Annotated in this window: 14 protein-coding genes and 1 tRNA gene; 9 read left to right on the plus strand and 6 right to left on the minus strand. The window is 62.9% G+C overall.

Features of this window, described 5'->3' with window-relative positions; all coding sequences use genetic code 11:
• Positions 1-96 precede the first annotated feature (96 nt).
• The 4 genes from V6M61_RS10720 (at position 97) to V6M61_RS10735 (ending at position 6,245) form a co-directional block, all read left to right on the plus strand.
• Positions 97-732, plus strand: coding sequence for a VOC family protein (locus tag V6M61_RS10720; protein ID WP_332776560.1), 636 nt, complete (start codon positions 97-99; stop codon positions 730-732).
• A gap of 101 nt (positions 733-833) precedes the next feature.
• Positions 834-2,591: an FAD-dependent monooxygenase gene (locus V6M61_RS10725; RefSeq protein WP_332776561.1), complete on the plus strand. Its 1,758-nt coding sequence runs from the start codon at positions 834-836 to the stop codon at positions 2,589-2,591.
• Positions 2,588-2,800, plus strand: coding sequence for a DUF2783 domain-containing protein (locus tag V6M61_RS10730; RefSeq protein WP_332776562.1), 213 nt, complete (start codon positions 2,588-2,590; stop codon positions 2,798-2,800). The genes V6M61_RS10725 and V6M61_RS10730 overlap by 4 nt, the downstream gene beginning before the upstream one ends.
• Positions 2,801-3,230: 430 nt before the next feature.
• Positions 3,231-6,245 (plus strand): valine--tRNA ligase, encoded by a 3,015-nt coding sequence (locus V6M61_RS10735; RefSeq protein WP_332776563.1) that lies wholly within the window; start codon positions 3,231-3,233, stop codon positions 6,243-6,245.
• Between the two features lie 160 nt (positions 6,246-6,405).
• Here the strand turns inward: V6M61_RS10735 and V6M61_RS10740 are convergent, their stop codons facing one another.
• Positions 6,406-7,422: an NAD(P)-dependent oxidoreductase gene (locus tag V6M61_RS10740; protein ID WP_332776564.1), complete on the minus strand. Its 1,017-nt coding sequence runs from the start codon at positions 7,420-7,422 to the stop codon at positions 6,406-6,408.
• Positions 7,423-7,533: 111 nt separating this feature from the next.
• Between V6M61_RS10740 and galU the strand changes: the two genes are divergently transcribed.
• Positions 7,534-8,424, plus strand: coding sequence for a UTP--glucose-1-phosphate uridylyltransferase GalU (gene galU, locus V6M61_RS10745; RefSeq protein WP_332776565.1), 891 nt, complete (start codon positions 7,534-7,536; stop codon positions 8,422-8,424).
• Positions 8,425-8,638: 214 nt separating this feature from the next.
• Here the strand turns inward: galU and V6M61_RS10750 are convergent, their stop codons facing one another.
• The 3 genes from V6M61_RS10750 to cysM all read right to left on the minus strand — a co-directional run bounded on the left by V6M61_RS10750 (position 8,639) and on the right by cysM (position 10,582).
• Positions 8,639-8,866, minus strand: coding sequence for a sulfurtransferase TusA family protein (locus tag V6M61_RS10750; protein WP_332776566.1), 228 nt, complete (start codon positions 8,864-8,866; stop codon positions 8,639-8,641).
• A 189-nt stretch (positions 8,867-9,055) separates the two neighbouring features.
• On the minus strand, positions 9,056-9,586 hold the full coding sequence (locus V6M61_RS10755; protein ID WP_332776567.1) for an NUDIX hydrolase: 531 nt from the start codon (positions 9,584-9,586) through the stop codon (positions 9,056-9,058).
• A 93-nt stretch (positions 9,587-9,679) separates the two neighbouring features.
• On the minus strand, positions 9,680-10,582 hold the full coding sequence (cysM, locus tag V6M61_RS10760) for a cysteine synthase CysM (protein WP_332776568.1): 903 nt from the start codon (positions 10,580-10,582) through the stop codon (positions 9,680-9,682).
• Between the two features lie 40 nt (positions 10,583-10,622).
• Between cysM and V6M61_RS10765 the strand changes: the two genes are divergently transcribed.
• Both V6M61_RS10765 and V6M61_RS10770 read left to right on the plus strand, forming a co-directional pair.
• Positions 10,623-10,707: transfer RNA gene (locus V6M61_RS10765), tRNA-Leu, on the plus strand.
• A 310-nt stretch (positions 10,708-11,017) separates the two neighbouring features.
• Positions 11,018-12,085, plus strand: coding sequence for a S1C family serine protease (locus V6M61_RS10770; RefSeq protein ID WP_332776569.1), 1,068 nt, complete (start codon positions 11,018-11,020; stop codon positions 12,083-12,085).
• Positions 12,086-12,185: 100 nt separating this feature from the next.
• Here V6M61_RS10770 and V6M61_RS10775 read toward each other — a convergent pair whose 3' ends face one another.
• Positions 12,186-13,766, minus strand: coding sequence for a methyl-accepting chemotaxis protein (locus V6M61_RS10775; RefSeq protein WP_332776570.1), 1,581 nt, complete (start codon positions 13,764-13,766; stop codon positions 12,186-12,188).
• A 195-nt stretch (positions 13,767-13,961) separates the two neighbouring features.
• On the minus strand, positions 13,962-14,888 hold the full coding sequence (locus V6M61_RS10780) for an SDR family oxidoreductase (protein WP_332776571.1): 927 nt from the start codon (positions 14,886-14,888) through the stop codon (positions 13,962-13,964).
• 64 nt (positions 14,889-14,952) lie between these two features.
• Here V6M61_RS10780 and V6M61_RS10785 point away from each other — a divergent pair, with 64 nt between their 5' ends.
• Both V6M61_RS10785 and V6M61_RS10790 read left to right on the plus strand, forming a co-directional pair.
• Positions 14,953-15,996 (plus strand): CDP-6-deoxy-delta-3,4-glucoseen reductase, encoded by a 1,044-nt coding sequence (locus V6M61_RS10785; RefSeq protein WP_332776572.1) that lies wholly within the window; start codon positions 14,953-14,955, stop codon positions 15,994-15,996.
• Complete coding sequence (locus tag V6M61_RS10790) at positions 15,993-16,964, plus strand: Bug family tripartite tricarboxylate transporter substrate binding protein (protein ID WP_332776573.1); 972 nt, start codon at positions 15,993-15,995, stop codon at positions 16,962-16,964. The genes V6M61_RS10785 and V6M61_RS10790 overlap by 4 nt, the downstream gene beginning before the upstream one ends.
• The last annotated feature ends 573 nt before the right edge of the window (positions 16,965-17,537 follow it).

Below are 17,537 nucleotides of genomic sequence, written 5' to 3' on the forward strand. Positions count from 1 at the left end.
ACGTTATAGTAAATCAATTATGATTAGGTAAATCAAAAACACCAAGCGCCTTGACCACCCCAAGGTACCAACCCCGACCACTTGCCGGAGACTGCCATGATTTCGCTCGTCAACGCTTCAACCGCCGGCCTGCCGCCGCCCGCCCCCATCCACCAGTTGCACCACTTCGCCTACCGCGCCAAAGATGCCGAGGAAACCCGGCATTTTTACGAGGACATCCTGGGCCTGCCGCTGTACCACATCATCCAGAGCGACTATGTGCCCAGCACCGGCGAGTACTGCCCCTACACCCACTTCTTCTTCCGCCTGCAGGACGGCTCCTTCATCGCGTTTTTCGACCTCGGCAACGACGAGGCCGCCCTGCCCTCGCCCAACACGCCGCTGTGGGTCAACCACATCTCGTTTCGCGTCGATTCGGTCGCCGATCTGGAGGCCATGAAGATACGGCTGCAAGCCGATGGCATTGACGTGATCGGCGTGACGGATCACCATATCTTCAAGAGCATCTACTTTTTCGACCCCAACGGCGTACGGCTCGAACTGACCGCCCAGCTGGCCGATGAACTCAAGATGCAGGAGGAAAGCAAAACCGCCCACGCCCGGCTGGCCGAGTGGACGGCACGCAAGGAGCAGTGGCGCAAGGACCGCGCCGCCGGCAAGGCCACCGAGGTTTTGAAGCCGCAGCACAACGACCGGCCCGAAGTGGCGGCAAAAGCAGCGACGAAACCATGAGAAACCGCTATTGCTATTGATTTAATAGCTGTCTACGCAACAAATACAAGGGCTAAAGCCCGAATTCATTCAAATAAATGCAGGCAGGAGCGATTGCACCCATGCTACGAAACCACTCGGGCTATGCCGAAGCCGCCTTCACCAACGGCTACGAATTCACCCAGGGCACAGGCTACCGCCTGCCCGAATACCCGTTTGTCGCTCCTCCCGAACTTGCCTCGGGCGAGGTCAAGCGCCACCCCATCGTCATCGTGGGTGGCGGCATCACCGGCCTGACGCTGGCCTGCGCGCTGGCGCATTACGGTGTGCCGGCCGTGCTGCTCGACGAAGACAACACCGTCGGCGTCAAGGGAGCTTCGTCACGCGGCATTTGCTATGCACAAAAGACACTGGAAATCTTCAAGCGGCTGGGCGTTTACGAGCGCATTGCCGCCAAAGGCGTGCAGTGGAGTGTGGGGCGCACCTTTGCCGGCGACGACGAGGTCTACAGCTTCGACCTGCGCCAGCAGCAAACGCACTCGCTGAGCAAGCAGCCGCCTTTCATCAACATCCAGCAGTTCTATGTGGAAGGCTTTCTGGTCGAGCAGATCTACCAGCTGGCCCAGGCCCGTCCCGGCGTGGAGCTGCGCTGGCGCCACCGCATCACCGGCTTTGAGCAGAATGCCGAATTTGCGACGCTGTCCATAGACACGCCTGCCGGGGCCTATTCGCTGCAGGCCGACCATGTGATCGACTGCACCGGCTCGCACAGCCCGTTTCGCGGCTGGTGCAAGGCCACGGCCACCGCCAAGAAAGGCGACGACCGCTGGTGCATCGCCGACGTGCGTTTCAAGGATTCACCGCCGGTAGAGCGCCACACCTGGATTGAAGCGCCCTTCAACGAAGGCCGCGCCGTCTGGCAGCACCTGATGGCCGATGGCGTCTGGCGCATTGACTACCAGATGTCGCACCATGCCGACCCGGAAGCCATGAGCCGCGAAGACGTGGTGCGCGCCCGGCTGAACGCCCAGTTCAAACGCGAACTCAAGCCGGAGGAGTGTGAAATCGTCTGGGTGGGACCTTACACCTACCGCAGCGAATGCCTGGACACGCTGCGTCACGGCCGCGTGTTCTTTGCCGGCGATTCAGCCCATGTGGTCAGCCCCTTTGGTGCACGCGGCGGCAACTCGGGGGTGCAGGACGCCGACAACCTGGCCTGGAAGCTGGCCGCCGTGGTGCAAGGCCGCGCCGCGCCACAACTGCTGGACAGCTACAGCGCCGAGCGGCACGAGGCCGCGCAGCACAACGTGCTGGTCACCAACCGCACCGCGCGCTTTTTGCGCCCCACCGATGGCGCCGAGCGCCTGTTTCGCAGCGCCGTCCTGGGCCTGGCCAAGCAGCATGCGTTTGCCCGGCAGCTGGTCAACACCGGCCGCATGTCCACCCCCAACACCTACACACACTCCAGCGTTTGCGAGAAAACCGGCGGACTGGCCACACAAAACGTCGGCCTGACCTGGCCCAACGGGACCCAAGGCGAACTGATCGACCTGCTCAACTGGGCGGGCGGCCGTTTGCTGCTGCTGGTGTTTGGCGATTTGTCCCCCGCCGCCGCAGCGCGTCTACAGGAGCTGGCCGCGCACACCGATGTGCGCAGCGTGCAGGTCATTCCACCCGACAGCAAGGCGAGCGCCGTGGAGCACGTGATTGACCAGGAAGGCCACCTGCAGGCCAGCTGCCACGTGTTTGGCCATGCCTGGGCGCTGCTGCGGCCCGACAGCTACGTGGCCGCGACCGGCGAAAGCATTGACGTATCGCTGGTGCACGCCATTGCCATGGCGCTGGGCACCGATCTGAGCCTGCACGGAGAGACCGCATGAAAACCACCCTCAACTTCCAGGATGCCGATGCGTTTTACGAATCCCTGCTCGACGCCCACCAGGGCCTGAGCCGGGAGCAGTCCGAGCTGCTCAATGCCCGCCTGATCCTGCTCATGGCCAACCAGCTGGGCAACACGCAGCTGCTGCGCGAGTGCATTGCCGCGGCCCGGCCCGGCGGGCCTGAAACTAGTGTGGTGTTGCATGCTTGACGGCACCAATAAAACCGATGGATTTTTGTTCAAGGCAAGGCGCAAACCACAGCCATAGTTGCACTATGGCGCGGATTTGCAACGCCGCCATGGACAAAAAGACGCGGTTTTATGTGCCGGATAGCGTGCAACACCACACTAGCCCCGGCCACTGATTGGCCGGTGGGTTACCGGCAGATTGCAGGCTTGGGAGCCTGTCGGGCTTGGGACGTCGAAAGCGAAAATTGGCCCCAGCGAGGACAGTTTTCGCCGGGTTTGCAGTCCCATAGCCAGCCTATGGGACAAAAAGACGGTGGAAAATGGACCGCTGCGGCCAATTTGCAGCCGGCGCTTCCCAAGCTCGGCAGGCTCCTAGCAGCCAGTCGAATAAAATCAGGGCAGTTGTATCCACCCCGGCGGCATCTCCCAAGATGCCGTTTTTCATTGCACCATGACCGACTCTGCCACCCCCACCCCGACCGCTGCCGCCTCTGCCACGGACAAAACACCCGTCCCCACGCCCGGACTGGACGGCCTGGCCAAGTCGTTCGAGCCCGCCGCCATTGAAAGCCGCTGGGGCCCGCTGTGGGAGCAAAGCGGCCAGTACGAGCCTACGCTGGACAGTGCCAAGCCCTCGTTTTCCATTCAGCTGCCGCCACCCAATGTGACCGGCACGCTGCACATGGGCCATGCGTTCAACCAGACCATCATGGACTCGCTGACGCGCTACCACCGCATGCGCGGCCACAACACGCTGTGGGTGCCCGGCACCGACCACGCCGGCATTGCCACGCAAATCGTGGTTGAGCGCCAGCTGCAAGAGCAAGGACAGTCCCGCCATGACCTGGGCCGCAAGAATTTTGTCGCCAAGGTCTGGGAGTGGAAAGAAGAATCGGGCTCCACCATCACGCGCCAGATGCGCCGCATGGGCGACTCGGTCTCCTGGAAACACGAGTACTTCACCATGGACCCGAAAATGTCCAAGGTCGTGACCGAAACCTTTGTGCAGCTGTATGAGCAGGGCCTGATCTACCGCGGCAAACGCCTGGTCAACTGGGACCCCATCCTCAAATCCGCCGTGTCCGACCTCGAAGTGGAAAGCGAAGAGGAAGACGGCTTTCTCTGGCACATTCGCTACCCGCTGGCCGATGGTTCGGGCTCACTGACGGTTGCCACGACGCGGCCTGAAACCATGCTGGGTGACGTAGCGCTGATGGTGCATCCGGAGGACGAGCGCTACAAGCACCTGATTGGCAAGCTCGTCAACCTGCCGCTTTGCAACCGCAACATCCCGGTGATTGCCGACAACTACGTGGACAAGACCTTCGGTACCGGTGTTGTGAAGGTCACACCAGCGCATGACCAGAACGACTATGCCGTGGGAAAACGACACGGGCTGCCGGTGATTTGCGTACTGACACTCGACGCCAAGATCGTTGAAGGCTCAGCACAAACAAACTTTGAAGCGAGTTTTTCAAAGCGTTCAGAAGTTGCGCCGGGCATAAAAGCAGGCGTTATGAGCGGTGAAGAGAGCCAAGAGCAAGCAGCGCTGGCAACAATACCGTTGAACCTACGTGGCCTGGACCGCTTCGATGCCCGCAAGTCGGTGGTGGCCGACCTCGAAGAGTTGGGCCTGCTGGTCGAGACCAAGAAGCACAAACTCATGGTGCCGCGCTGCGCGCGCACCGGCCAAATCATTGAACCGATGCTGACCGACCAGTGGTTTGTCGCCATGAACAAGGTCAGCGACAAAGACCCGACCGGAAAATCAATCGCGCAAAAAGCCATTGATGCCGTCGACAGCGGCGCCGTGAAGTTCGTACCCGAACAATGGGTCAACACCTACAACCAGTGGATGGGCAACATCCAGGACTGGTGTATCTCGCGCCAGCTCTGGTGGGGCCACCAGATTCCGGCCTGGTACGACGAAGACGGCAAGGTCTATGTCGCCACCAATGAGGAAGAAGCGCAAAAACAGGCACCCGGCAAAAAGCTCACGCGTGATGAAGACGTGCTGGACACCTGGTACTCGTCGGCCCTCGTACCGTTCTCCTCCATGGGCTGGCCCGAGAAAACCAAAGAACTGGACCTGTTTTTACCGTCCAGCGTGCTGGTCACCGGCTACGACATCATCTTTTTCTGGGTCGCCCGGATGATCATGATGACCACGCATTTCACCGGTCAGGTACCCTTCCACCACGTGTACATCCACGGTTTGGTGAAGGATGCCCACGGCAAGAAAATGAGCAAGTCCGAGGGCAATGTGCTGGACCCGGTTGATTTGATTGACGGGATTGAACTGGCGCCGCTGCTCGACAAGCGTTCACAAGGCCTGCGCAAGCCCGAGACCGCGCCGCAGGTGCGCAAGAACACCGAGAAAGAATTTCCGGCCGGCATTCCGGGCTATGGCGCCGACGCGCTGCGCTTTACCTTCGCCTCGCTGGCCAGCCTGGGCCGCAGCATCAACTTTGACAGCAAGCGTTGCGAGGGCTACCGCAACTTCTGCAACAAGCTGTGGAACGCCACGCGCTTCGTGCTGATGAACTGCGAAGGCCAGGACTGCGGCCTGGCCGAGCACACCAAGGCACAGTGCGCGCCCGGTGGCGAATTTGAAAACTACCTGACGTTCTCGCAGGCCGATCGCTGGATCTCCTCAACCATGCAGCGCGTGGAAGCCGACGTGGCCAAAGGCTTTGCCGACTACCGCCTGGACAACGTGGCCGGCAGCATTTACCAGTTTGTCTGGGACGAGTTCTGCGACTGGTACCTGGAAATCGCCAAGGTGCAGATCCAGACCGGCACGGATGCGCAAAAGCGCGCCACGCGCCGCACCTTGATCCGCACACTGGAAGGCATCCTGCGCCTGGCGCACCCGCTGATTCCCTTCATCACCGAAGAGCTGTGGCAAAAGGTTGCGCCTGTGGCAGGACTCAAGAAAGGCCTCTTCATCGGCCAAGCCGCCTACCCGCAGAGCCAGCCCGAAAAGATCGACCCGCAAGCCGAGGCGCATGTGGCCAAGCTCAAGACCCTGGTCGATGCCTGCCGCAACCTGCGCGGCGAGATGAACGTGTCGCCTGCCACCCGGCTGCCCCTGTTTGTGCTGGGCGACAGTGCGTTCATGACCAGCGTTGCGCCCGTGCTCAAGTCGCTGGCCAAGCTGAGCGAAGTCAAGGTGTTCGACGACGAGGCCGCCTGGGCCGCCGCCGCACAGGCAGCCCCCGTGGCTGTGGTGGGTGAAGCACACGTCTGCCTGCATATGGAGGTCGATGTGGTGGCTGAGAAAGCGCGCCTCGGCAAGGAAGCCGCCCGCCTGGAAGGCGAGCTGGTCAAGGTCAACGCCAAGCTGGGCAACGAGGCTTTTGTGGCCAAGGTGCCACCCGCCGTGCTGGAGCAGGAAAAGAAGCGCCTGGTGGATTTCACCGCCACGCTCGAAAAAATCCGCGAGCAGCTGGCACGGTTGAAATAACCGCCCACAAAAAAGCCCCGTTCAACGGGGCTTTTTCCATGGTGCCGGCGTGAAGTTTCCAACTTCAAGCAGGGGCCGCGGAACCGGCTTCGCCGGGCCGCAGGCGCAGCGCCCCCTCGGGGGGCAGGGAGCTACACGCAGTGAGCGACCGTGGGGGCCATCATCTAATCATGAATTCCGGCTCGGACCACTGTGACGGTGTGCCGGCGCCCGGCAGTTCCAGGTCCATGGGCGCACTGGGCAACTGGTCAAAGCCGGTTTTATGCACGTTGATGGCTTCGTGCATGCGGTGCGCCACATACCAGCTCGAGCGCAGCCGCGCCTCGCGCGTGTGCGAGCCCAGGCGCGGCGTGACAAACAGGTTTTTAAGGCCCTTGAGGGGCGAGCTCTCACCCAGAAAGCTGGCTTCGGCGCCGTCCAGAATGCAGGCCTCGATGCGGCCATCGCACAGCGCCGTGGCCAGCGCCCCTTCATCAAACAGCTCGCTGCGGCTGATGCCCACCCACAACTGGCCGCGCTTGCAGGCCGCCAGCAGCTTGTCGTTGACAAAGCCCTTGAAACGCGTGGCGTAAAGCATTTGCACCGACACGGCATCGGCCTGGCTCATGAGCTCGGGAAGTGAGACCGGCTGGATGCGCAGGCGCTCCCAGATCGGGGCGGTGTGATGCACCGCCGGGTCGTAGCCGATCAGGCGCACGCCCAGGCTCGTGAGCATGCCGGCCAGCGTGTGCGCCGTGGGGGCCAGGCCCAGAATGCCAATCGTGCTGCCATGCAATTCGCGGCCCATCTGGGCGGTCGGGTGACGCCGCCCCATCAAGGCCGAAACCAGCCCGCGGCGGTACAGCAGCAGCAGGCTGCTGAGCAGGTATTCGGCGTTGGAGCGCACATTGGCGCTGCTGGCATGAACCACCTTGATGTCGCGCTCCCTGCAGGCTTCCAGGTCGGTGTTGTCAGTGCCGACATGCAAGCGGCCCACCGCCTTGAGTTTGGGCAGGTAGTCCAGAAACTCGCGGGTCACAATCGTTTGCCGCGGAAACACAATGCCCTTGGTCTTGTAACCCTCCTGGCGCAGGGCGCGCAAGTCATCGGCCAGCTCGGGGCGGTACTCGACACTGTGGCGTGACTCGAGCCAGGCCATGGCCTCGGGCACCAGCGCGTCTAGAAGTAAGATGTCCACCCGTTAGTCCTTTTCCTTGACCGTTACCCTGTGTTTTTCTTTTGCAAACAGGCCAGGCGCCTGATTTGTAACAACAGCGGTCCACTTTAGCGTTTTCCAAAAACAAAATCGATGAAAAAAATCACAAGTCTTAACAAGGCGATTTTCCCTGTGGCAGGCCTGGGGACGCGCTTTTTGCCGGCGACCAGGGCCCAGCCCAAGGAAATGCTGCCCGTCGTGGACAAGCCTTTGATCCAGTACGCGGTCGAAGAAGCCTATGCGGCGGGCATCCGCCACATGATTTTTGTGACCGGACGCAATAAACGGGCCATCGAAGACCATTTTGACACCGCTTATGAACTGGAGAACGAGCTGGAGATGGCGCAAAAGCTCGATTTGCTGGCTTTGGTGCGCTCGGTTCAGCCCAGCGACATGGACTGCTCCTACGTCCGCCAGCCCCGTTCGCTGGGTCTGGGCCATGCCGTTTTGTGCGCCCGGCACCTGATCGGCCAGGAACCGTTTGCCGTGCTGCTGGCCGACGATTTGATGGTGGGCCCGCCCGGCGGCCTGCCGGTGCTGGCGCAAATGGCCGCGCAGTTTGAAGTGCTGGGGCAGTCCGTGCTGGCAGTGCAGGAAGTGCCGCTGGCGCACACCCGCCGCTATGGCATCGTCGCAGCCGATGCTGCGGGCACGAATTTGCTCAAGGTGCGGCAAATTGTGGAAAAACCGGCTCCAGAAACCGCCCCTTCACGCATGGGCGTCGCCGGGCGCTACATTTTGACCCCGGCGATCTTTGAGCACATCCGCCGCCAGCCCACGGGCGTGGGCGGTGAGATCCAGCTGACCGATGGCATTGCCGGCCTGCTGGGCGAAGAAAGCGTGTACGCCCTGCAGTACCAGGGCAAGCGCTATGACTGCGGCAGCAAGCAGGGTTTTCTGGAGGCCACGGTGGAACTGGCGCTGGCCCATCCCGAGGTGGGCGAACACTTTCGCAGCTATCTACGAAGCCTTCAGGTGCGCTGAACCAGCCGAGCGGACCGGACTAAGACAACTCACGTGACGCCCATCGAGGGCGTCACGTTCGCCAGTCGCTACGCTGGTCGATCCCGCTGCGCGGGGGTGCGCCAGAGCGTCCGCGTTGCGCAGCAAGCAGCGGCGGCACACCCTGTGATCGCGCTCGACGGCTTCGCTTCGCCGAGCTGACGCCTCGCGCGATCCTCGCCCTTCGCTACATGCCTTAGCGGCGTTTGAGCACGTGGATGAAGTCCGTGCCCGAGGTTTGCTGCTCCACCAGTTCATTGCCGGTTTGCTTGGCAAAGGCCTGGAAGTCGCGCGTCGAGCCGGCATCGGTGGACACCACCCGCAGCAACTGGCCGCTGTTCATTTCGGCCAGGGCTTTCTTGGCCTTCAGGATAGGCAGGGGGCAGTTCAGGCCGCGGGTGTCGAGTTCTTTGTCGATGTGCATCGGTTGTCCTTGGAAATAGCCGAATAGCCTTGAAGGCTTTGTCTTGATTTTAAGGCGGCAGGGGCGGCAGGGGCATGCGCCTTGACCGCGTTGGCGGTTCGGGTCCAATGCATTCGCTATAAAATAAGTAGCAAACTTCGAACATCCGCCCTGGGTAAAACCGTTTTTTAGCTTGAAGATCAACCGGTCTCAGCCTTTTTGACCCCACTCCACAAACGCAGGCTCATGGCCGCGCGACTTCAGGAAATCGGCCAAGGCGTAGCCGGTGCCGGCGGGCCAGCACTTCACCTGCTCGGGTGCGTACAGCTTGTACTCCACCAGCTCGGGCGACAGCGACACCTCGCCGCTGCACACCGCGTGGTAGGCCATGATGACCTGGTTCATGCGCTGAAAGTCATAGACGCCGATCAGGTTCAACTCGCTGGTTTGCAGGCTGGTTTCTTCCTGGATTTCGCGCGCAATGCCCTCCTGCGGCGTCTCGCCGGCTTCCATGAAACCGGTGATCAGCGCAAACATCCTGCCGGGCCAGGCGGCGTTGCGCGCCAGCAGAATCTGCCCCTCATATTCAATGACCGCGGCCAGCACCGGCGTGGGGTTGTTCCAGTGGGTGTAGCCGCAGGCCGGGCAGCGCAGCCGGGTCTTCTCGCCGCCGTCTTCCGGCTGGGTCAGCAGCGCCAGCGGAGCGGCGCAGTTCGGGCAGAACCTGAATTCGTGGGTCATGTTACGCGGATCGTGTTTTGCTATCTATTTGATAGCTGTCAGCGCACAAATTACCGGTGCTGCAGCTACTTTTCTTATAAAGTTTCGCAAGGATCAGGCTGGAAAAACACCGGTCGACAGGTAGCGGTCACCGCGGTCACACACCACAAACACGATCACGGCGTTTTCCACCTTTTGGGCGATCTGCTGCGCCACCCAGCAGGCGCCGGCGGCCGAAATGCCGGCAAAAATGCCCTCTTCGCGCGCCAGGCGGCGGCACATGTCTTCGGCATCGCCCTGGCTGACCAGCACCAGGTCATCGACCCAGGTCGGGTCGTAAATCTTGGGCAAGTACTCCTGCGGCCATTTGCGAATGCCCGGAATGCGCGAGCCTTCGCTCGGTTGCGCGCCAATCACCTGAATCGCCGGATTTTTCTCTTTCAGATAGCGGGAAACACCGGTAATCGTGCCGGTTGTCCCCATGGCGCTGACAAAATGTGTCACCTTGCCTGACGTATCCGTCCATATCTCAGGGCCGGTGGTTTCGTAATGGATGCGCGGGTTGTCGGCGTTGGCAAACTGGTCCAGCACCCTGCCCTTGCCATCTTTTTCCATCTGCGTGGCCAGATCGCGCGAGTACTCCATGCCGCCGCTCTTGGGCGTGAGGATCAGCTCGGCGCCAAAGGCCTTCATGGTCTGGGCGCGTTCAATGCTCAGGTCCTCCGGCATGATCAGCACCATGCGGTAGCCCTTGATGGCTGCGGCCATGGCCAGCGCAATGCCGGTGTTGCCCGAGGTGGCTTCGATCAGGGTGTCGCCAGGCTTGATCTCGCCGCGCTCTTCGGCGCGCTTGATCATGGACAGTGCAGGCCGGTCCTTGACCGAGCCGGCCGGGTTGTTGCCTTCGAGTTTGCCCAGGATGATGTTGCCGCGCCGCGCGTTGTCGGCAGCGTTGATGCGTTGCAGCGCCACCAGCGGCGTTTTGCCGATCGCGTCTTCAATGGTTGGATAATTCATACGCCATACTGTGCCATAATTTCGGTCTTCGCTTCTTCCTGCCCGGGTGGTGAAATTGGTAGACGCAGGGGACTCAAAATCCCCCGCCGCAAGGCGTGCCGGTTCGATTCCGGCCCCGGGCACCAAACGGTTTTTCGCCCTTCTCAGAGCAAAACCGTTTCCACAAATCCCCTTTGCGTTCTACAAAAAAGCTTGTAGCAGGTGCTACGCCGATGTGTAACGCGCCACATGGTCTGCAAGCTCAAGCCATCTGACGCGATGGCCGCAAACCATGTGGCGCGTTACACCAGCATCACCACGCGCAGAGCATCAAAAAATGCAGTAGCGTGAAATATGCGGGCTAAAACCTGATTTTTTTAATCCCCTTGCTCTTGTCGGCGGCTTGATTTAAGTGCATTCTTGAAGTGCGGCCTCGCCGCGTTGCAGGAGTCGATCATGCGCACCTCAAGTCGCTGGCTCTTCACCCTTCTTTCGGTGGTCTCAGCCCCACTGCTGTACCTGATCTTTGCGGCGTCGGCGCATGCCAACACCCTGCAGTCCGCGGCCCCACAAGCCATGATCGATGCGCTGAGCCGGGCCAATGCGGCCGTGGTGGGGGTCCAGGTCACGGCCGCCGAAGGCGCACGCTCTTCCGAACGGCTGGGCAGCCTGCGCCAGGGCTCGGGCGTGGTCATCGGACCCGACGACCTGGTGCTGACGATTGGCTACCTGATGCTGGAAGCGCAGCAGATCGAGGTCATCACACAGGACAACAAAGTCATCCCGGCCTCCGCCGTTGCCTACGACCTGGCCACCGGCTTCGGCCTGCTCAAACCCCTGCTGCCCCTGCCCGGCATCAGCCCGGCGCCGCTGGGTAGCACCCAGGACCTGCAAGCCGGTGAACTGCTGATGGCGGTCACCGGCGCCAGCACCGACGGCGATGAGGGCGAGGTGAACATGGCACTGCTCGTCAGCAAGCGGGCTTTTTCGGGCAACTGGGAGTACCACCTGGACACCGCGCTGTTCACCAGCCCGCCCATCATGTCGGGCAACGGCCACCACAGCGGCGCGGCACTGTTCAACCAGCATGGTGAGCTGATGGGCATTGGCTCGTTGTTTGTGATGGATGTGATGGGGCAAAACCGCCGGCGGCCCGGCAACATGTTCGTGCCGGTGGACCTGCTCAAACCCATCCTGGCCGAGCTGCAGCAGTCCGGCAGCAGCCAGCTCAGCCACCGCCCCTGGCTGGGCCTGACCTCCAGCGACGAGGAGGGCCGGGTGCAGATCCTGCGTGTCAGCGAAGACAGCCCGGCCGCGCTGGCCGGCCTCGCTGCCGGCGATGTGGTGCTGGCGGTGGACGACAGCACCGTGACCAGCCTGGAGAGTTTTTACAAAAAACTCTGGGCCCGCGCGGCGCCCGATGCGGAAGTCAAGCTCACGGTGCTGCAGGGAGCCGAGATCAAGACCATCGTGCTCAGGGCGCAGGACCGCATGCTCACGCTCAAAAAAGCTTCGGGCATCTGAATTATTTGAGCCAAACAGGCCTCCAGCCCTTTGTTAATGGGCGCAGGAAGCTCCTGTTTTTATAGCAAATCCCGCTTCACCGGCGTGAGCCGCCCTGCTCTCACGCCAGCAGAGGCACGGGCGTTTCGGCAGGCTCGGCATCCAGCTTGAATTCGCCGACCGCCGTCTGCAGCTGGTAAGCCTGCTCCGACAGCGCCGCGGCAGCCGTGGCCGCCTGCTGCACCAGCGCGGCATTTTGCTGCGTGGCCTTGTCCATCTGCATCATGGATTGGTTCACATGCTCGATGCCCTTGCTTTGCTCCACCGAAGCCGCCGAGATGTGCGCCAGCAGGTCGCTCACCCGCTTGACGGCCTGCACGATGTCCTGCATGGTCCGGCCCGCCTGGCCCACCAGGTTCGAGCCGTTTTCCACATGCTCCACGGAATCGCCAATCAGGGCCTTGATCTCGCGGGCCGCCTGCGCGCTGCGCTGCGCCAGGTTGCGCACTTCACCGGCCACCACCGCGAAGCCCCGCCCCTGCTCACCCGCACGCGCCGCCTCGACCGCGGCATTGAGCGCCAGGATATTGGTCTGGAAGGCGATGCCCTCGATCACGCCGATGATGTCGACGATTTTTTTCGAACTGCTGCTGATCGAGACCATGGTCTCCACCACCTGAACCACCACCTCGCCGCCGCGCTCGGCGATGCCCGAGGCGCTGGCGGCCAGGCCGCTGGCGGACTGCGCATGCTCTGCGTTGAGCTTGACCGTGGAGGTCAGCTCGTCCATGCTGGAAACCGTCTCTTCCAGTGAGGCGGCCTGCTCTTCGGTGCGCCGGGACAGATCGGCGTTGCCGGCGGCGATCTCTTTCGAGGCCACGGTGATCGAATCGGTCGAGGCCTTGATGCGGCTCACCAGATCGGTCAAGGTGTCTTCCATGTCGCCCAAGGCGCCCAGCAGGCGGCCGAAGTCGCCACCGCGCTCGGTCACAAACTCCTGGCTCAGGTCCCCAGCAGCCACCGTCTCGGCGATGTAGATGGCCTCGTCGAGCGGTTTCGCAATGCTGCGCATCAGCCCGTAAGCCACGGCGCAGCCGATCAGCAAGGCGGCCAGCCCCAGTCCGAGCATCAGATAACGCGCCGATCCGATGTCGCGCGCGATCTCGTCGCCAAGGGCCTTGACCTGGCGGGACTGCAGCTCGGCCAGCGCCCGGGCGGCCTGCTGCAGGATATCCAGCGCCGGCAGGGCCTCGCCGATCAAGGCGCGGGATGCCGCTTCCCGGTCGCCCTGTTCCAGCTGCCTGGCCACTTTGTCCAAGGCCGCCACATAAGCCGTGTACGTGCTTTGCGCGGCCGCCAGCAGAGTCTTCCCATCGTCCGGGGAGGCGCCCTGCTCCAACACCGCCAGCGCGGCGGTGGTGGCCTGTTTGCTGGCTTCAATCTGCTGGCGGATCTGCGCCGCTGCGGCTTTGTCGCCCGCGAAGAACAACTCCATGGTCCTTCGTGCATTGGCCTGGGTCGTGGTGGTGACCCTGGCCGCCGCCTCGGCCCTGGCCCAGTCGCCGCCGACGATTTGCCGGCTGACGGCGCCGACCTCGGCCATGTGGGTCAGGCCCACCGCCATCAGGCCCCCCATCAGCAACAACACGATTCCGAACCCCGTCGCCAGGCGCGTGCTGACCTTCAAATTTTTCAATGGCATCGTAATGTTTCCTGCAGGCATCTGCCGTCTCAAGACGCGGGAGATGCGGGCACGTGCACAGTACCAATATTTGCGGAGATCGATAACCGCAACAAGAGGCTGAATGACGCTTTTTTCCCCGAATTGAAAACGCCTCGCGGGGGCAGCTCTGCCGGCGCCAGCGTATCCTCGCCGCGGTACCTGTCCCAGCCCGCCTCAGGCGCGCAAGCCCTGCGCCACGGTCGGGTAGTGCAGCCTCAGGCCCAGCTCGCGTTTGAGGCGCGTGTTGTCCAGCCGCCGCGACTCTCCCATGAAGCTCAGCAGCACCAGCGGCAACTGCTCCTGCGCCGTGCTGCGCGCCAGCCGCGGTGGCCGCGGCAGCTGGTACAGGTCGGCGGCCAGGTCAAAGTAGTCGCCCATCTTGAGCTGGGTGTCGTCGCTGGCGTTGGTGACGCGCTGCGGCTTGCCGCGCCACAGCGCCGCCACACAGGCCCGCGCCAGGTCGTCGGCATGGATGTGGTTGGTGTAGACATCGTCTGGCGCGAGCAGCACCGGCGTGCCCTTGAGCAGCCGTCCGCGCGGCGTGCCGCCCTCGCGGTCGGGGGCGTAAATGCCCGGAATGCGCAGCGTGTGCACGCGCGTACCGGTGGCGCGGCCAAACCAGCGCAGCTGGCTTTCCGCATCGACGCGGCGCTGGGCGCGTGGTGTGCGCGGGTTCACGCGCCGGGTTTCGTCCACCCAGTCGCCCTGGCAATCGCCATAGACACCGCTGGTCGAGCCATAGACCAGCGATTGCGGCCGGCTGCGCAAGCGCAGCGTGCGCAGCAGCGCCTGTGTGCGCGGGTCGCGGCGCCAGTCGGTCAGGTCGTCGCTGGGCGGCGGCGCCAGGTGCAGCACGCGCGTGGCCAGGCCGGCCAGCCGGCGCAGCGTGGCGCTGTCGTCCAGATTGCCCGGCAGGGGCGTGATGGCCTGCGCGCGCAGGGCGGGCGCACGGTCGGGCGAGGAGGTCAGCGCCAGCAGCCTGACGTTTCGGGCCAGCTGGCGCGCCACGCGCAGGCCCACGTCACCGCAGCCGATGACAAGGACGCGCTCGCGGCGGAAGCGGGAAGGCAGTGCGCCGAGGGGGTTTTGGTTTGAAGGCAAAATCTAGGGGTTTGCTGAAAAACACAGCAGAAACAAAAAACAGATACCGCCCGAGGATACCAAGATGACCTTCAACGTGACCGTGCAGCCCAGTGGCCGGGCCTTTACCGCCAACCCCGACGAAGCCCTGCTGGCCGCGGCCATTCGCCAGGGCATAGGCCTGCCCTATGGCTGCAAGGACGGTGCCTGCGGCACCTGCAAGTCCAAAAAGCTCGAAGGCACGGTCAGCCACGGCCCCCACCAGGCCAAGGCCCTGTCGCCCGAAGAGGAAGCCAGCGGCTTCATCCTGACCTGCTGCGCCGTGCCTCACACCGACGTGGTGATCGAGTCGCGCCAAGTGACCGATGAAAGCGCCTACCCGATCAAGAAGATGCCTTCGCGCGTGAGCACCCTGACGCGCGCCTCGCACGACGTGATGGTGGTGCGCCTGCAACTGCCGGCCAGCGACGTGTTCAAGTACCACGCCGGCCAGTATGTGGAGTTTTTGCTGCGCGATGGCGACCGCCGCGCCTACTCGATGGCCAACGCGCCGCACACCCAGGCCGACAACCCCGGCGTGGAACTGCACATCCGCCTCATGCCCGGCGGCAAGTTCACCGAGCATGTGTTTGGCCCCATGAAGGAAAAGGAAATCCTGCGCATTGAAGGGCCCTACGGCAGCTTCTTCCTGCGCGAAGACAGCGACAAGCCCATGGTGCTGCTGGCCTCGGGCACGGGCTTTGCGCCGATCAAGGCGCTGATCGAGCACATGCAGTTCAAGAACATCACGCGCCCCACCGTGCTGTACTGGGGCGGGCGCCGCCCGGCGGACCTCTACATGAACGACTGGGTGCAGGCCCGTGTGGCCGAGATGCCCAACCTGCGCTATGTGCCGGTCATCTCCAACGCCCTGCCCGAGGACAACTGGCAGGGGCGCACCGGCTTCGTCCACAAATCGGTGCTCGAAGATTTCGCCGATCTTTCGGGCCACCAGGTCTATGCCTGCGGCGCGCCCATCGTGGTGGACTCGGCCCGTGCCGAGTACAGCGCCCTGGCCGGCCTGCCGGCGGAAGAGTTTTACGCCGACGCATTCACCACCGAGGCCGACAAACACAAGGCAAGCGCATGAAACGCCGACACCTCCTCACCTGCGGCGCAGCCGCCACGCTGGCCCTTTCATCCACTTTGGCGCTGGCCCAACCCAAAGTCACGCGCATCATCGTGCCCTACGCCCCCGGCGGCCCGATCGACGTGACCGCGCGCCTGCTGGCCGAGCGCGTGAAAGACACGCTGGGCACCGTGATCATTGAAAACCGTCCCGGTGGCGGCGGCAACATCGGCGCCGACCTGGTCGCCAAGGCCCCGCCCGATGGCCTGACCATCGGCATCTCGGCCGTGGCCACCCACGCCATCAACCCCTGGCTGTACAGCAAGATGCCGTACAACGCGGCTACCGACTTCGCACCCATCACACAGATGGTGCGCGTGCCCAACGTGCTGGTGATGAACGCCGACACCGCCAAGCGCCTGAACATCAACAGCCTGGCCGACCTGATCAAATACGCCAAGGCCAACCCGGCCAAGCTCAACTACGCCAGCGGCGGCAACGGCAGCGCCGGCCACCTGGCCGGTGAAATGTTCAAGAAAGAAGCCGGCATTTTTGCGCTGCACATTCCCTACAGCGGCGGCAGCCCGGCCCAGCTCGCGCTGCTGTCGGGCCTGGTGGACTTCAACTTCGACAACCTCGCCACCGCATCAAGCAACATCAAGTCCGGCAAGCTCAAAGCCCTGGCCGTGACCACCGCCAAGCGCAGCGCCATCCTGCCCGACGTGCCCGCCGTGGCCGAGACGCTCAAGGGTTTTGAGATCGACACCTGGTGGGGACTGGTGGCCCCCGCGGCCACTCCCAAGGATGTGGTGGCCAAACTCAACCAGGCCTTTGTCGCCGCGCTTCACTCGCCCGAAGCCAAAACCCGCTTTGCCACCCTGATGGCCGAACCGGTGGCCAGCACGCCCGAGCAGTTTGGCGCTTTCATGAAGAGTGAGCTGGGTAAATACGAAAAAGTCGTCAAGGCTTCCGGCGCCAGGGTGGATTGAGTTTTTAATATTTTTGGCGCTCTAGCCCATGAAGTGCGGGCGCAGACAGCTATTGAGTTGATAGCGGTCGCCCTTCACTGCCAGGCCGGGACTCGCCCCGGCGGGCGACTCACTTTCTCTTGGCTTCTGCCCAAGAGAAAGTAAGCAAAGAGAAGGCGACCCGCAGTCTGGGTCCCTACGCTGCTCGACTCCGGCGGGGGTCCGCAGAACTCGCCTTCGGCTCAAACAACTGCGGCCCTGATCCCGCCTCCATCTGCGCTGCTCGGCCCAGCCAGGACGGGGTGGGAGCGGATGCAAATACCAATACCGAATACCAAGACAAAACCAAAAGCAAATACAAACAAGGACGCGCCATGGCGCGTCCTTGTGGAGTTCGGCTGTTTGTATCTCTCCCCACCCCCTTCTGTATGCGCTGAGGAGCGGAGCTTCAGGCGGATCAAGGGCCGCGCATGTTTGAGCGCAGCGAGTTTGCGCGGACCCCGCCTGAAGCGAGCACCGCAGGGTGCCCGTAGCGCAGCGAAGGGTCGCAGACAGTAGGGTCGCCTTTCTTTTGGGTACTTTTCTTTGGCGAAG

The organism is Polaromonas sp., from assembly GCF_036676035.1.
Lineage (GTDB): Bacteria > Pseudomonadota > Gammaproteobacteria > Burkholderiales > Burkholderiaceae_C > Polaromonas.

Bases quoted from the DNA above. Each gene is read 5' to 3' on its own strand.
- V6M61_RS10720 (WP_332776560.1), top strand. From the start codon at position 97: ATGATTTCGCTCGTCAACGCTTCAACCGCCGGCCTGCCGCCGCCCGCC.
- V6M61_RS10725 (WP_332776561.1), top strand. From the start codon at position 834: ATGCTACGAAACCACTCGGGCTATGCCGAAGCCGCCTTCACCAACGGC.
- V6M61_RS10730 (WP_332776562.1), top strand. From the start codon at position 2,588: ATGAAAACCACCCTCAACTTCCAGGATGCCGATGCGTTTTACGAATCC.
- V6M61_RS10735 (WP_332776563.1), top strand. From the start codon at position 3,231: ATGACCGACTCTGCCACCCCCACCCCGACCGCTGCCGCCTCTGCCACG.
- galU (WP_332776565.1), top strand. From the start codon at position 7,534: ATGAAAAAAATCACAAGTCTTAACAAGGCGATTTTCCCTGTGGCAGGC.
- V6M61_RS10750 (WP_332776566.1), bottom strand. From the start codon at position 8,866: ATGCACATCGACAAAGAACTCGACACCCGCGGCCTGAACTGCCCCCTG.
- V6M61_RS10755 (WP_332776567.1), bottom strand. From the start codon at position 9,586: ATGACCCACGAATTCAGGTTCTGCCCGAACTGCGCCGCTCCGCTGGCG.
- cysM (WP_332776568.1), bottom strand. From the start codon at position 10,582: ATGAATTATCCAACCATTGAAGACGCGATCGGCAAAACGCCGCTGGTG.
- V6M61_RS10770 (WP_332776569.1), top strand. From the start codon at position 11,018: ATGCGCACCTCAAGTCGCTGGCTCTTCACCCTTCTTTCGGTGGTCTCA.
- V6M61_RS10775 (WP_332776570.1), bottom strand. From the start codon at position 13,766: ATGCCATTGAAAAATTTGAAGGTCAGCACGCGCCTGGCGACGGGGTTC.
- V6M61_RS10785 (WP_332776572.1), top strand. From the start codon at position 14,953: ATGACCTTCAACGTGACCGTGCAGCCCAGTGGCCGGGCCTTTACCGCC.
- V6M61_RS10790 (WP_332776573.1), top strand. From the start codon at position 15,993: ATGAAACGCCGACACCTCCTCACCTGCGGCGCAGCCGCCACGCTGGCC.